The organism is Limnochorda sp. L945t (genome assembly GCF_035593305.1).
GTDB classification, from domain to species: domain Bacteria; phylum Bacillota; class Limnochordia; order Limnochordales; family Geochordaceae; genus Carboxydichorda; species Carboxydichorda subterranea.
The window spans coordinates 3198639-3212425 of the sequence record NZ_CP141615.1 but is presented as its reverse complement, the minus strand read 5'-3'; the positions used below and the strand labels follow the sequence as shown (position 1 = coordinate 3212425).

Sequence of the window (13787 nt, the reverse complement as noted above, 5' to 3'; positions counted from 1 at the left end):
CAGGATATCAGGTCAAACTGGAGCCAAGGCGAAGGCCGCTACGAGACCACCGCCCGCGCCTCCACCGGCTGCCACAGCGCACGCGGCGTGTAGTGCGTGTGGAGCAAGTGATGGGCGCGCTCGCTGCCCGGCTCCCCGAGGTACTCCCGGTAAAGCTGCTGCAGAGCCGGGTTTTCGTGCGAGCGCCGCAGCGCCTTGGATTCGTCCACGGCATGGATCGCCCGGATCCGCCGCCCTCGGATCTCCTTGGTGGACGGTATCGGCTGGCCGCCGCCCCCGATGCAGCCGCCGGGACATGCCATCACCTCGATGAACTGGTAAGGGCTCTTCCCCTCGGCGATCTGGTCGAGCAAGACGCGGGCGTTACCCAGGCCGTGGGCGACTGCCACCCTCACCGCCTGCCCGTTGATGCGGATCTCCGCCTCCCGCAGGCCGTCGATGCCCCGCACGGCCGCGAACTCGAGGGGCGGCGCCTCCTTACCGGTCACCACGGCGTATACCGTGCGCAGGGCGGCCTCCATGACGCCGCCGGTGGCGCCGAAGAGCGCGGCCGCTCCCGTCGACAGGCCCAGGGGCTCGTCGAAATCCTCCTCCGGCAGGCTGGCGAAGTCGATACCGGCCTCCCGGATCATCCGGGCCAGCTCCCGGGTGGTCAGGACGGCATCCACGTCTCGCATCCCGTCCCTGCCCATCTCCGGTCGCTCCGCCTCGAACTTCTTGGCCGTACACGGCATGACGGAGACCACGCTCAGGCGGGCCGGATCCATCTCCCGCTTCTCAGCGTAGTAGGTCTTGACCAGCGCGCCGAGCATCTCGTGCGGAGACTTGCAACTCGACAGATGACCGAGCAACTGAGGGTAGAAGTGTTCGATGAACTTGATCCATCCGGGGCTGCACGAGGTGATCATGGGCAGCGGGCTTTGCCCCGGGGACAGCAGGCGGCCGATGAACTCATGGCCCTCCTCGAGAATCGTCAGGTCCGCCGCGAAGTTGGTGTCGAACACCTCGTCGAAGCCCAAGCGCCGCAGCGCGGCCACCATCTTGCCGGTGGTGATCTCGCCGGGCGCCGCGCCAAACGCCTCCGCCAGCGAGACCCGGATGGCCGGGGCCGTTTGCACGACCACGTGTCGCTCCGGGTCGGCAATCGCCTGCCAGACCCGCTCTGTGTGGTCCACCTCGTGGATCGCCCCGGTCGGGCAGGCGAGCAGGCACTGGCCGCACAGCGCGCACGCCACCTGGGCCAGGCCCGACTCCATGAACGTGCCGATGTGCGTCTGGTAGCCTCGCCCGGCGGGAAACAGAGCCGCCACCGATTGCACGTCCATGCAAACCTCGACGCAGCGCCGGCACAGGATGCACCGTGCCGGCTCGCGCACGATGGAGGGGCTGGTTCGATCGGCCACGGCCGGCAGGAGCATCGGGGTAAACCGGGCAGCCCGCACGCCCAGCCGTTGTGCGACGGCCTGGAGCTCGCAGTGCCCCGAGCGCTCGCAAATGGGGCACTCCATGGGGTGCCGCGCCAGCAGGAGCTCCAGACTGACCCGCCGCGCCTCCTGGATGTCGGCGCCGAAGGTCCGCACCGTCATCCCATCGTGCACCGGGGTCTCACACGAGGCGACCAGCCCGGGCTTGCCGTCCACGCTCACGACGCACAACCGGCAGCTGCCCCGGATCAGGAGATCCGGATGGCTGCACAGGGTCGGCACGTCGACCCCTGCCTGGCGCACCGCGTCCAGCACCGTGGACCCCGGCGGCACCGACACCGGCCGCCCGTCGACGGTCACGGCGATCCGCACCTGGGGCGACGGATCCCTGGTGATGCCCGACTCCCGCGACGTCATGTCTCCGCTCGCCCTCCCCTCACTGCGGCGGCCACGTGGCGGGCCGCTACGGCGCCGGTGCGGTCGCGGCCGGCCGGCTTTTCGGCCATGGGACAGGACCCCGACGGGCACCGCCCCAGCAGGTGGGCCTCGATCTCGTCGCGGAAGTGCGTCAGCAGGCCTCGCAACCCCACCGGCGCCGACTGGCCCAGCGCGCACCGGGAGGCGGCCTGCATGACCCGGGTCAGCACGTCGAGGTTGTCGACGTCCTGCCGGCGCCCGATGCCCGTCGCCAGGCGGTCCAAAGCCCGCAGGATCTGCAGGCTGCCCTCCCTGCACGGCGTGCAGTACCCGCACGACTCCCGGGCAAAGAAACGGGCAAGCGAGCGGGCGACGTCCACCGGGCAGCGGGTGGAGTCGCACACCAGCACCGACCCCGTGCCGAGCCCCGCGCCCAGGGCCTTGAGCGCCTGGGGGTCGAGCGTGACCCCATGCCAGTCGATGGGTAAGCGGCCTTTGCCCAGTACCCCGCCGCAGGCCCCGCCGATCTGCACCCACTTGACGGGCCAGGGGCCGCTCACGCCGCCGGCCGCTTCCTCGATGAGCTGCTCGAGGGAGACGCCGATGGGCGCCTCCACCACGCCCGGGCGCTTGACGTCGCCCACGAGCGAGAACAGCTTGGTGCCGGGGCAGTCGGGATGCCCGATATGGCGGAACCACTCCCCGCCATAGGCGGCGATCACGGGTAAATTGGCCAGCGTCTCCACGTTGTTGACCACCGTGGGCCAGCCAAACAGCCCTCGCTGGGTGGGATAGGGCGGGCGGAGGCGTGGCTCACCCCTCAGCCCTTCGACCGAGTTGAGCAGCGCCGTCTCCTCCCCGCACACGTAAGCGCCGGCGCCGAGGTAAAGCTCGACGTGCAGGGAGTAGCCCGTGCCGAGGATGTCGTCTCCGAGCAGGTGCGCCTGCTCCGCCTGCCTCAGGGCGTGCTCGAGGCGCGGCGCCAGGTGGGCGTACTCGCCGCGCAGGTACAGGATGCCGCGGTGGCTGCCCACCGCCCAGGCGGCCAGGATCAAGCCTTCCAGGACCGAGTGGGGGTCCTCCTCGAGCAGCACCCGGTCTTTGCAGGTCCCCGGCTCGCCCTCGTCCGCGTTGCAGACCATGAACCGGGGGCTCTCCGAACCCCTGGCCATCTCCAGCTTGAGCCCCGTCGGGAACCAGGCGCCTCCCCGGCCCTTCAGGCCGCTTCGCTTGAGTTCCTCGATGAACGCCTCCGGGGTCCGGCGGGTGAGCCACTCCTCGAGCGCCCGGTACCCGCCGGCTGCTCGGTAGTCCGCGAAAGAGTCCGGGTTGATCCGGCCCCGGCGGGCCAGCAGCAGTTCACGTGTGACCACGACCGTCACCCCCTTGCGCCGGCGCGGGCGCCGCAGCGTCGCCGCCCGCCAGGGCTCGTTGGAGCAACAGCGGCAGCTCCCTCGACTGCACCTTCAGGTAGAGGCGGGATCCGATGATGACGGCAGGGCTGCGATCGCATTGGCCCAGGCACCCGACCCGCTCGATACGTACCGCCGGTGCGCGATGCTCCAGTTCGTCCACGCTCCCGCCGACCGGGCCGGGCAGGCGCGCAACCAGCCGCTCCAGCTGTTCGATGAGCAGCTCCGAGCCGGCCAGGTGGCACGAGGGGCTGTCACATACCCGGATGACCAGCTCGCGGACGTTACCGATCAAGAACTCGTGATAGAACGTGGCGACCCCGTACACGACCGAAGGGCTCAGGCGCCGCTCGGCCGCGATGCGCATCAGGGCCTCGGGGGAGAGATATCCCCGGCGCACCTGCTCGTCTCGCAGCGCCGCCAGCAATCCAGTCGTCCCGCGGCCAGATTGCCCCAGGCGGTTGGACATGGCTCCCACCTCCTGACTCCCATCGTGCGAACCCAACGAGCACAGGCCGCGATGTGCGATTGTAATCGCATTCACAAGTGTGTGTAAAAATTAATGGCCCACGCCCGCGCCGAGCGGCCGGCCACGCCCCCTGTCTTCACAGGAGCAATTCGGCGTGCTAGCAAGCGGTTCCTTTCCGGATACGGGGATCCCCTTCACGCGGCCATCGTGCCAAGAGGTGCGTCGCCGGAGCGGAACGAGGGGCTGGACTACGCCACCGTCACGCCTGCCGGCTCGGGCGGCATCGACAGCGCCTCGGGCAGCTGCCAGGCGTCACGGTAGCCGTACTGGCGCTCCGCATCGAAGGAGATGACCGGGACGCCCTCGGGGCGATCACAAAGGGCCAGGCGCGACGCGTCGATCACCCGGGTGCCCCGATGGTCCCGGGCGGCGACGTACATGCCGCGCGTGGTGCGGACGACGCGGGCCGGGTATCCTTGCCAGTGGAGCAACGAGAAGATGAGGAGCGCGGCATCCGACGGCCGGGCGAGGCCGTGTTCGAGGACCTGCTGCGCCAGCATGACGCGGTCCGGCTCAGGGAACAGCGAACCGGGTGAGACGTGCCGGCGCACGAACGCCAGGACCCCTTCCACGCCGCCCAGGCGCCGGGCCAGCCGTTCGATGGTGGGGCTCATGACCGAGGCAAGGGCATACGCCTCGGGACGGTGGACGAGCAGCGTCTGGTGGGCATAGAGCGCCAGCGTGTAGACCGAACCCGGCGCGTCCATCGCCCGGGCGAAGACTTCACGGCGTAGCGCCTCGCCGGTGGTGAGCGCGCGGCAGTCCAGGGGATCCCGGTACTGGCGGCCCACCGGCGCCAGGCTGCGCAGGAGCTTGCCCATGTCGAACGACGGCGAAGCGGCCCGCGTGCGAGGCCGGACCGCCGGCCGAACGCCGGAGCGCGGCCCCTGCCGTGCGGAAGTCCAGCACCCGGCGTCGTTGAACGCGACGCGAAGACTGTCCCGTTGCCCACCCCGTAACCTCGGACCCTCGGCCTGCCGGACGCTGGGGCCCTCCAGCCAAACCAGGGCCCCGTCCTGGCGGACGATGGCCCCCCAACGCCCCGAGGCGAGGCCGACGATGGCGACATCGTCGGCCGGTGCGCCTCGGCGGCGGGCGGCAGCGGCCCCGAGGAGCGCCCATCCGGCAGGGGAGGTCCCGGAAAACTCGAGCCCGTTCAACCGGCTTTCGGGTGGAGGGAGCAGCTCCTCGGGGAGTAACCAACGGCGGGCCCGTTCCCGCAGCGCCCCGCGTATCGGCGGGATGCGCCGGCCGTTCGCTCGACCGGCCGGCGCGTGGCGTCCATTCGGGTGCGGGCGGAGCGACCCCGGCTCGGCCGGACCCGGGCTGGCGCCTGCGAAGACGGGCGACATCAGGGCCGCCAGGAAGACGGCCTGCAAGTAGTCGGGTTGCCCGGAAAGCGCATCGGTGGCCTTGGCGGCCACCGTAGCATACCGGCGCAGCGGCCCAGGGCTATCCGAGGCCGCCGCCAGGTTGACCAACGTCGTGTCCATCGGGTTCGGATGCTCGGGCAACTCCGACACCCGTCATCCACCTCGGCTCTTCCCTTGTCTCGGTTGTGCTCTACGCGTGGCGAATCGGCCAGGTCACTCCACTCTCAGGCCGTCGACGTCAGGCCTCTCCCATCAGCGCTACTCGCTTAACCCCAGTGGGTGTACCAAAAGTACCAAAGCTGTGCATGGATGTCAACCGAACGCCTGTGCCATTCTGCTACTTTGTTGAGGGACAGGCCGTTTTGGTGTGGTACTATAGTACCATCGCGCGCCGTACCACGCCTACCCGTACTTCCAAGCTCGAAACGCGGCTCGAGTGATAGAGGCGATGGGCGGGCGGCGAGGCGGCCGGCGCCCCGGCTCTCTCCCGGAGCAACTGCCGGCCGCCGCTCCCGCCCTGGCGGATGGCCGTGCCCTAGCGGCCCGTCGTGAGGTTGTACTGCCAGATGGCGTCGGTCACCGACTGGGCTGCCTGGTCGAGAGCCACCTTGGGCGTGGCTCTCCCGGCGAGCACCGTTTCGATGGCTCCCTCGATCGTCTGGCGAGCCTGCGGGAAGACCCCGATCAGTGCCCCCTGGGTGACCCGGTTGTTGGGCGCCAGGTGCAGCTGTTGGATCGCCGTCTCGAACTGCGGATACTTCTCTCGCCACTCGATGGCCAGGGGTTCGTTGTACCCCGACAGGCGGATCGGGTAGTACCCGGAGACGGTGTACCAAAAGGCTTGCTCCTTGGGCGAAGCCATGTGCTTCACGAACTCCCACGCGCACTTGCGCTCGGCCTCGGGCCGATCCTTGAGGATCCACAACGAGGCGCCCCCGATGATGGTGCCCCAGTTGCTGAAAGCCTGCTCGCTCGGCCTCGGAAGGAAGCCCGTCCCGAGCTCGAACCTCCCGGTCGAGGCGTCCAGCAGGCTGCGCAGCGTCGCCGTGGAGTCGATCACCATGGCGGCCCGCCCGGCGGTGAACGCGTTGCGGGCGTCCACCGTCCGGCGGCCCAGGTTGAGGTTGACGCCCTCGTCGAACAGCCGCTTCCACCAGTCGAGCACCCGCACGCCCTGCGGGCCGTTGAACGTGGCCTCGGTGGCCCGGCTGTCCCGCCCGTTGCCGTTGTTGACGTAGTACCCTCCGGAGACCGCCAGGAACTGCTCGAAGAACCACCCGTAGATCGCGAGCGATATGCCGTACTGCGCGGCGTGGCCGGCGCTGTCCTTGACCGTCAGCTTGCGCCCGACCTGCAGCACCTCGTCGAAGGTGCGAGGGGGCCGCCCGGGGTCGAGGCCTGCTTTGCGAAAGGCGTCGACGTTATAGTAGAGGAGCGGGTTGGACGTATTGAAGGGCATCGAGTAGAGCTTGCCGCCGACCGAGTAGTACGCCAGCACGTTGCGCTCGAAGTCGGAGAGGTCGTAGCCCTCCTTGTCCACGAACTCCTGGACGGGAACCGCCACCCCGAGGTCGATCATGAGGCGCGTGGCGATGTCGTAGAGCTGGATGACCGCGGGGATGTCCTTCGACTGCAGCCCTGCCTTGAGCTTGTTGAGCGCGTCATCGTAGGTGCCCTGGTAGCTGGCCTCGACCACGCACATGGTTTGCGACTTGTTGAACCGGTCCACCATCTCCGGGATCGACCGGCCGCCCAGGTCGCCGCCCATGCTGTGCCAGAACGTGATCTTGACCGGCGCTGCCAGCGCCCCCGCGCCGGCCAGCACCACCACGAGGGCAGCCGCCAGGAAGCGGCCGACGATCCGCACCGTCCCTTTCCCCATCGAACCGTGCCTCCTCCCGTTCGCTGAGGCCCCGCGTGAACCCCCTGGTTGCCGCCCGTCCCCGCCCCATCACCCCCTTCCGGGCACCCCACACCCACACCGGCCTCACTTGAAGGCGCCGGCCGTGAGGCCGCGGATGAGCTGGCGGTTGCCGAGCGCGAACAGCACGAACGTGGGCAACAGGACGATGACGACGCCCGCCATCACCACGTTGAGGGCGAAGCGCTCCTCGTCCTGGAGCAGCGCGATCCCGATCTGCACCGTGCGCATGTGAGCGTTGCTCGTGATGAGCAAGGGCCACAGGTACTGGTTGTAGGTCTGCAAGAAGGCGTAGACCGCCAGGGTGCCCAGGGCCGGCCGGGCCAGCGGCAGCGCGATGGTGGTGAGGAAGCGAAAGCTCCCGCACCCGTCGATGGTCGCCGCGTCGTACAGGTCTTTGGGGATGGTCATGAAGAACTGGCGCAGGAGGAACGTACCGAACGCCGTGGCCAAGAACGGCACGGTCAGGCCCTGGTACGTGTCGGCCCAGCCCATGCTCCGGATGAGCAGGTAGTTGGGAATGATGGTCGCCTCCCACGGGATCATCAGGGTGGCGAGGAAGACGAAAAAGAGGAACTGCTTGCCGGGTATCTGGAGGAAGGCAAAGGCAAACCCGGCCAGGCTCGCGGTCGCCAGCTGCCCGAGGGTCACCGACGCACTCTGGATCACGCTGTTGAGCAAGTATCGCGGCAGCGGCGCCTGTCTCAGCGCCTGCAGGTAGTTTTCGACGCGCAGGCCCGAGGGCAAGAGCCGGGGTGGGTAAGCCGCAGCCTCCCCCGCCGTCAAGAGGCTCGTGGCAAGGGCGTAGAGCAGGGGGAAGACGACCAGTATCGCAACGACCGAGAGCCCTGCGTAGAGCCCCGCTGCCCGCAAGAGCTGGATTCGCCTCAGGGCACGCGCTCGCACCGGGCCGGGCGAGGACGCCGCCTCGCCTGCCATGTCGCTCATTGGTAAAACACCCGCCGCTCCATCAGCCGGAACTGCAAGACGGTCAGCAGGAGCATGATGATGAACAGCACCACCGACTGCGCCGCCGCGAAGCCGTACTGCCCGTTGAAGTAGAACTCGCGGTAGATGGAGTAGACCAGCGTATTGGTGGCATCCATGGGGCCGCCCTTCGTCATGATCTCGAAGGGGGCGAAGGTCTGGAAGGCCGACAGCGTGTCCACCACGGCCAGGAAGAAGATGGAGGGTGACAACAGCGGCATGGTGATCCGGCGAAAGATGGTGAAAAAGGTCGCGCCGTCCAGCGCGGCGCTTTCGTAGTACTCCTCGGGGATCCCCTGCATGCCGGCCAGCAGGATGATGGTATTGAGCCCCAGCTGCAGCCAGACGGTCGTGAGCGCCACCGACGGCAGCGCGCTCACGGCGTCGGTATGCCAGCGCAGCGCCGGCAGGCCCACGCTTTGCAGGAGGTAGTTGAGCGGGCCGATGGCAGGGTTGTACATGAACAGGAAGATGACGGAGGCGGTGGCGCCCGACACCGCGATGCTCGAGGAAAACAACGCTCGGAAAATGGCAATGCGCCGCAGGCGCAAATTGGCCAGCACCGCGAGCGCCAGGGCGAGCAGGATGGTCGCCGGCACCACGTACAGGACGAACAGGAGCGTTACGTGTAGGCTGTTGAGGAATGCCGGGCGGACGAGCCGCAGGTACTGGGCCAGCCCGACGAAGGCCGCCGGCCGGCCGAGGGGGTCGGTCACGTAGAAGCTCAGCCTCAGCGTCCGCACCAGCGGCCAGAAGACGAAGACGGCAAAGATGAGCAGGGACGGCCCGAGGTAGGCGCCGGCCTCGACCAGCGCCCTTGCGTGCCTGGCACGCAGACCCGACGGTCTGGTCCGGACGGCGCGCGCAACGCCTCCGGCCGCTACCGGACGACCCATGCTGCGCCTGTGACCTCCATACCCCGAGGGAGAAACGGGCCGGCGAGGCGCCGGCGCACAAAGGCCCCGCCCCGGCGCGCCGGTACTCCGATGCTCCCCCACGCCGGGGCGGGGCCACTCCCTCATCTCCAGCCCTCGTCCCTCGGGGTTCATTCGACTCCGGACCATACCTTCCTGCTCTTTACTGCAGGAGCAGGAGCACGGCCTCGGGCGACGAAGTGCCCATCAGGCCGACATCGCAGGGCCCGGAGTACGAGGAGACAGCCCCTGCGTGCGTGGCAAGCCAGCCATGCGCGTCAGGGGTTTTGTCATGGGCGCGAGACCGGGGGGCCGGGTCGATACGCCCACAGGCCGTGCGCGCTGGTGGAGACCGCCACTACCGGGGTGGCGAGCACGGTATGGAGCTCTTCGAGGGTCTGGACCAGCCCGCCGGCGATGACCGGCGGCAGGTCGGCAAAAGGCAGGCGATGGACGATGGCAGGCACCACGAGGGCCGGCATGATCTCCACGGCGTCGGGCCGGGTGCTGCGCACGACGGAGAGCGCGGTGCCAAGGGAGCCCGAGTCGAGGAGAAAGACGCGCTGGACTGCGACCAGCCCGACCCGCCGGGCGTCACGGATCGAGGCGCTGCGGGTCGTCACGATGCCGTCGACCCCGACCTCCCGCCCCAAGAACTCCACCCCGGCCGCGTCCTTGCCCACCCCCTCCACGAGGTCCAGGTGGGCGAAGCACCGGATACGCGTCTCGCGGCACACGCGGGCCATTTCCCGCAGGTCGAAGATGGTGCAGTTGAGCACGAAGACGACCGGGAGACGGGCCCGCTGCACCGCTCGAAGGTCATCCGGCCGGCGCACGGCGGCGATCACCCGGCGCTGGCGCACCTCGTCGAGCCAGCTCGTTGGAGTCGGCAAGTCGTTCATCGCTACTAAGTTACCCCGCCCGGGCCTTCGCCGGAAGAGCCGTGGAAGGAGCGACGCGCCGTATGGGACTCGCTGAGGATCTCACCGCAACGACTCGTACGTCGACGCTGGAGGGCATGCAGGCCGCGGGCGTCGACCTCCTCGTCATCGGAGGAGGAATCACCGGAGCCGGGGTCGCTCTGGACGCCGCCACGCGGGGCCTTCGCGTGGGGCTGGTGGAGCAGTGGGACTTCGCCTCGGGTACGAGCAGCCGTTCGACCAAGCTCGTCCACGGGGGCATCCGGTATCTGCCCATGCTGGACTTCGGCCTCGTGCGCGAGGGGCTCATCGAGCGCTCGCTGCTGGCCGCCAACGCGCCCCATCTGGTGCGGCCCCTGCCTTTCGTGGTGCCGTTCTACCAGGGGTTGAAGCGCCCCATGGGCATGCGCCTTCCGGCGGCAGGGCGGGCTTTCATGCCTTACGCCATGCGCACGGGGCTCTGGATGTACGACCGGCTCGCAGGCCGCATGGTGCTGATCCGGCACCGGGCTATCGGCCTGGCGGAGTCGCTGCGACTGTGCCCGTACCTGCGCCGGGAGGGCCTGCAGCAGGCCTCCCTCTACTACGACGCCCAAACCGATGACGCCCGTCTCACGATGGCAGTCATCCGCACCGCCGCCCGCTACGGCGCACTCCCTGTCAACTACGCCAGGGCGGTGAGCCTGGTGCGGCGGGAAGGCCGGGTCGCCGGGGCCGAGGTGGAGGACCGCCTCACCGGGCGCCGGTACACCGTGGCCGCCCGGTGGGTCGTCAACGCCAGCGGGGTATGGGCGGGGCAGGTCGCGGCCCTGGCCGGCAGCGACCGGTCCATCCGCCTCAGCCTGAGCAAGGGGGTCCACCTGGTGATGCCCCGGGAGCTCCTCGGCATCGGCGAGGCGGCTCTAGTGCTGCCGGAGACGGAGGACGGCAGGCTTGCGTTCGTCGTGCCGTGGGAGGGGCTGGCCGTGGTCGGGACGACCGACACGCCGTACGACGGTTCGCCGGAAGACCCTCCGGTGACGACCGAGGACGTGGAGTACCTGCTGCGCCACGTGCGGCGGTTCCTGAATGTGCACGTCGACACCTCGGACGTCATCGCCGCGTACGCGGGCCTGCGGCCGCTCATCAGCGCCGGTGCCCGTTCCGCCGACCTTTCTCGCCGTCACGCCGTGGTGCGGCACGAACCCGGGCTGGTGAGCATCATCGGCGGCAAGCTGACCGCCTACCGGCGGATGGCCCAGGACACCGTGGACGCCATCGCCGCCGAAGAGGCGCGGCAGGGGGCCGGCGGCATGTCCGTCCCTGCCTGCCGCACCCGCCAGTTGCCGCTGGTCGGGGCCGATGCGCCCGAAGCGTGGCCGGACCTGGTTCGCGAAGGCATCCACATGGGGCTCGAGCCTGCCATCTCCCAGCGGCTGCTGCATACGTACGGCCACGAGATGGGACGGCTGCTGCAGGTGATGAAAGAAGACGCCGACCTTGCCCGGCCCATCGTGCCCGGTCTCCCCTGGCTCAGGGCCGAGGTCGTCTTCGCCTGTCGGGCGACCATGGCCGTCACGCTGGAGGACATGCTGGTACGACGGTTGCGGGTCTCCCTGGCGGCTCCCGGCGGGGGCGTGCCGGCCGCCGGGCCGGTCGCCGAGCTCATGGCCGAGGCCCTGGGCTGGTCTCTGGAGCGCCGCCGGGCCGAGCTCGAGCATTATCAGGAGCGCGCCGAACGCGCTGCCGCCTGGCGCTAACGCTCCCCTTCACCGGCTCGACGCTATCGCGTCGACCAGCTCCCGGCAGAAGTCGGGGATGTCGGCGACGACCCGGCCCCAGACGATGTGGCCGTCCCGGAAGGCCGGAGCGTCGACCCACTCGGCCCCGGCGTTGACCAGGTCGTCCCGTATGCCGAGCGAGCCGGTCGCCCGGTGCCCGCGGACGATACCCGCCGAAATGCCCACGAGCCCGGCATGGCAGATGAGCCCGACGATCTTGCCGGCGTCGTAGGCCTCCCGCACCAGGCGCTTGACGTCCGGGGAACGGCGCAGCTTGTCGGGCGCCCACCCGCCCGGCACGACAACCGCGTGGAAGTCCTTGGCGCTAAGCCCCGCGTAGGCGACGTCGGCCGTCGCGCTCAGGCCGTTTTTGCCCCGAAACGTCTTGCCCGGCTCGCTGCCGGCCACGGTGACGTCCGCCCCCTCTTCCCGCAGGCGCATCACCGTCACCCAAAACTCCAGGTCTTCGAACCCGTCCTCGACGAAGACCAGCACCCGCTTGCCCGAAAGCCGCATTCCCATCCGCCCTTCCGCCGAGGTCAGTCGAGCCAGTCGACGGCACGGCCCACCGCCTTGAGCCATCCCCGGTACGCCGCGTCGCGCCGGGCATGATCCCATTGGGGCGTCCAGCGGCGATCCTCCTGCCAGTGGCGGCGCAGCCCCTCCGGCTCCGGCCACACCCCCGCTGCCAGCCCTGCCGCGTACGCCGCTCCCAGCGACGTGGTCTCCGTGAATGCCGGGCGTACCACCGGGATGCCCAGGATATCGGCCTGGAACTGCATGAGCAGCTCGTTTCGCACCATGCCGCCGTCCACCTTGAGTTCGGCGGGGCCAACTCCGGCGTCCTCCGTCATCGCCTCGACGACCTCGCGGGTCTGGTAGGCCGTGGCCTCCAGCACCGCACGGGCCAGGTGCCCTTTCGTAATGTAGCGGGTGAGCCCGATGATGAGGCCCCGGGCCTTGCTGTTCCAGTGAGGGGCGAACAGCCCCGAGAAGGCGGGAACGAAATAGATGCCCCCGCTGTCCTCCACCGACCGGGCCAGCGTCTCGATCTCCGCCGAACGCTCGATGAGCCCCAGGTTGTCCCGCAGCCACTGGACCAGGGCGCCCGCAACCGCGACCGAGCCCTCCAGCGCGTACGCCGCGGGCGACTCACCCAACCGGTAGGCGACGGTGGTGAGCAGCCCCTTGCGGGACGGCACCGGCCGGTTGCCCGTGTGGAGGAGCAGGAAGCAACCGGTCCCGTACGTGTTCTTGCTCTCCCCGGGAGCCAAACAGGTCTGCCCGACCAGGGCCGCCTGCTGGTCACCCAGGTCCCCGCAAACGGGAATGGCGGCGCCGAATGGGCCATCGGGCCGGGTGCTGCCGTAAAAGGCCGGATCCGAAGAAGGCCGGATGCGGGGCAGCATGGCACGGGGCACGCCGATGGCCTGCAAGAGCTCCTCGTCCCAGTCGAGCGTGTGGAGGTTCATGAGCAGCGTACGGGAGGCGTTGGTCACGTCGGTCACGTGGACGCCCCCGTCCGGGCCGCCCGTCAGCCACCAGATGAGCCAGGTGTCGACGGTGCCGAACAGGGCATTCCCCCGCCAGGCGTCCTCCCGCAGCCCCGGGACGTGGTCGAGCATCCAGCGGATCTTGGGGCCGGAGAAATAGGTGGCCACGGGAAGGCCCGTCCGGTCCCGGAAGCGGTCGGGCCCGCCGTCTCTGGCCAGCTCTTCACACAGCTCGGCAGTCCGCGTATCCTGCCACACGATGGCAGGCCCGTACGGCCGGCCGGTGCGACGGTCCCAGATCACGGTCGTCTCCCGCTGGTTGGTCACGCCCACCGCGGCGATCTCCCGAGGGGGCACGCCTGCCCGGTCGAGCGCCCCCCGGATGACGTCCCGGGTGCGCTCCCAGATCTCCAGCGGGTCGTGCTCCACCCAGCCGGGGCGCGGGTAGATCTGCCTGTGCTCCTTTTGATCCATGGCGACGACGGAGAAAGACTCGTCGAAGATGACGCAGCGGGTGCTCGTCGTGCCCTGATCCACGGCTGCCACGTAGCGGGCCACGTGCGTTCGACCCCCTCTTGCCTGCGCCAAGAACCGGACGGATTGCCCGGACACCGTGCTCCGGGAACTCATGCGGTGC

The 13787-nt window shown here is 69.5% G+C and carries 11 protein-coding genes; 1 reads left to right on the top strand and 10 read right to left on the bottom strand.

Translation table 11 applies throughout. The features are described 5' to 3' along the window. Positions 1 to 38 precede the first annotated feature (38 nt). The 8 genes from U7230_RS14855 to U7230_RS14820 form a co-directional block, all read right to left on the bottom strand. Positions 39 to 1841, bottom strand: coding sequence for an NADH-dependent [FeFe] hydrogenase, group A6 (locus U7230_RS14855; RefSeq protein WP_324716609.1), 1803 nt, complete (start codon positions 1839 to 1841; stop codon positions 39 to 41). Beyond that, entirely contained in the window at positions 1838 to 3214 is a 1377-nt protein-coding gene (locus U7230_RS14850) for a complex I 51 kDa subunit family protein (protein WP_324716608.1), read from the bottom strand. Before U7230_RS14850 ends, U7230_RS14855 begins: the two co-directional genes overlap by 4 nt. After that, entirely contained in the window at positions 3201 to 3722 is a 522-nt protein-coding gene (locus U7230_RS14845; RefSeq protein WP_324716607.1) for an NADH-quinone oxidoreductase subunit NuoE family protein, read from the bottom strand. The genes U7230_RS14850 and U7230_RS14845 overlap by 14 nt, the downstream gene beginning before the upstream one ends. Positions 3723 to 3970: 248 nt before the next feature. Next, entirely contained in the window at positions 3971 to 5305 is a 1335-nt protein-coding gene (locus tag U7230_RS14840) for a hypothetical protein (protein ID WP_324716606.1), read from the bottom strand. Positions 5306 to 5690: 385 nt separating this feature from the next. Next, positions 5691 to 7037 (bottom strand): ABC transporter substrate-binding protein, encoded by a 1347-nt coding sequence (locus tag U7230_RS14835; RefSeq protein WP_324716605.1) that lies wholly within the window; start codon positions 7035 to 7037, stop codon positions 5691 to 5693. Between the two features lie 105 nt (positions 7038 to 7142). Continuing rightward, complete coding sequence (locus U7230_RS14830) at positions 7143 to 8024, bottom strand: carbohydrate ABC transporter permease (RefSeq protein WP_324716604.1); 882 nt, start codon at positions 8022 to 8024, stop codon at positions 7143 to 7145. Further along, the gene (locus tag U7230_RS14825) at positions 8021 to 8959 is read right to left on the bottom strand and encodes a carbohydrate ABC transporter permease (RefSeq protein ID WP_324716603.1); all 939 of its coding nucleotides are present in this window, start codon (positions 8957 to 8959) and stop codon (positions 8021 to 8023) included. The genes U7230_RS14830 and U7230_RS14825 overlap by 4 nt, the downstream gene beginning before the upstream one ends. A 308-nt stretch (positions 8960 to 9267) precedes the next feature. Next, positions 9268 to 9879 (bottom strand): glycerol-3-phosphate responsive antiterminator, encoded by a 612-nt coding sequence (locus tag U7230_RS14820; RefSeq protein ID WP_324716602.1) that lies wholly within the window; start codon positions 9877 to 9879, stop codon positions 9268 to 9270. A gap of 62 nt (positions 9880 to 9941) precedes the next feature. Here U7230_RS14820 and U7230_RS14815 point away from each other — a divergent pair, with 62 nt between their 5' ends. Beyond that, on the top strand, positions 9942 to 11636 hold the full coding sequence (locus tag U7230_RS14815; RefSeq protein WP_324716601.1) for a glycerol-3-phosphate dehydrogenase/oxidase: 1695 nt from the start codon (positions 9942 to 9944) through the stop codon (positions 11634 to 11636). Positions 11637 to 11645: 9 nt separating this feature from the next. Here the strand turns inward: U7230_RS14815 and U7230_RS14810 are convergent, their stop codons facing one another. Together U7230_RS14810 and glpK are read right to left on the bottom strand one after the other, a co-directional pair. Then, positions 11646 to 12173 (bottom strand): type 1 glutamine amidotransferase domain-containing protein, encoded by a 528-nt coding sequence (locus U7230_RS14810; RefSeq protein WP_324716600.1) that lies wholly within the window; start codon positions 12171 to 12173, stop codon positions 11646 to 11648. 23 nt (positions 12174 to 12196) lie between these two features. Next, the gene (gene glpK / locus U7230_RS14805; protein ID WP_324716599.1) at positions 12197 to 13708 is read right to left on the bottom strand and encodes a glycerol kinase GlpK; all 1512 of its coding nucleotides are present in this window, start codon (positions 13706 to 13708) and stop codon (positions 12197 to 12199) included. Positions 13709 to 13787 lie beyond the last annotated feature (79 nt).

Excerpts from the sequence above, each read along its gene's own strand:
- U7230_RS14855 (WP_324716609.1), bottom strand. The coding sequence starts at position 1,841 with ATGACGTCGCGGGAGTCGGGCATCACCAGGGATCCGTCGCCCCAGGTG.
- U7230_RS14845 (WP_324716607.1), bottom strand. The coding sequence starts at position 3,722 with ATGTCCAACCGCCTGGGGCAATCTGGCCGCGGGACGACTGGATTGCTG.
- U7230_RS14820 (WP_324716602.1), bottom strand. The coding sequence starts at position 9,879 with ATGAACGACTTGCCGACTCCAACGAGCTGGCTCGACGAGGTGCGCCAG.
- U7230_RS14830 (WP_324716604.1), bottom strand. The coding sequence starts at position 8,024 with ATGAGCGACATGGCAGGCGAGGCGGCGTCCTCGCCCGGCCCGGTGCGA.
- U7230_RS14825 (WP_324716603.1), bottom strand. The coding sequence starts at position 8,959 with ATGGGTCGTCCGGTAGCGGCCGGAGGCGTTGCGCGCGCCGTCCGGACC.
- U7230_RS14810 (WP_324716600.1), bottom strand. The coding sequence starts at position 12,173 with ATGCGGCTTTCGGGCAAGCGGGTGCTGGTCTTCGTCGAGGACGGGTTC.
- U7230_RS14835 (WP_324716605.1), bottom strand. The coding sequence starts at position 7,037 with ATGGGGAAAGGGACGGTGCGGATCGTCGGCCGCTTCCTGGCGGCTGCC.
- U7230_RS14815 (WP_324716601.1), top strand. The coding sequence starts at position 9,942 with ATGGGACTCGCTGAGGATCTCACCGCAACGACTCGTACGTCGACGCTG.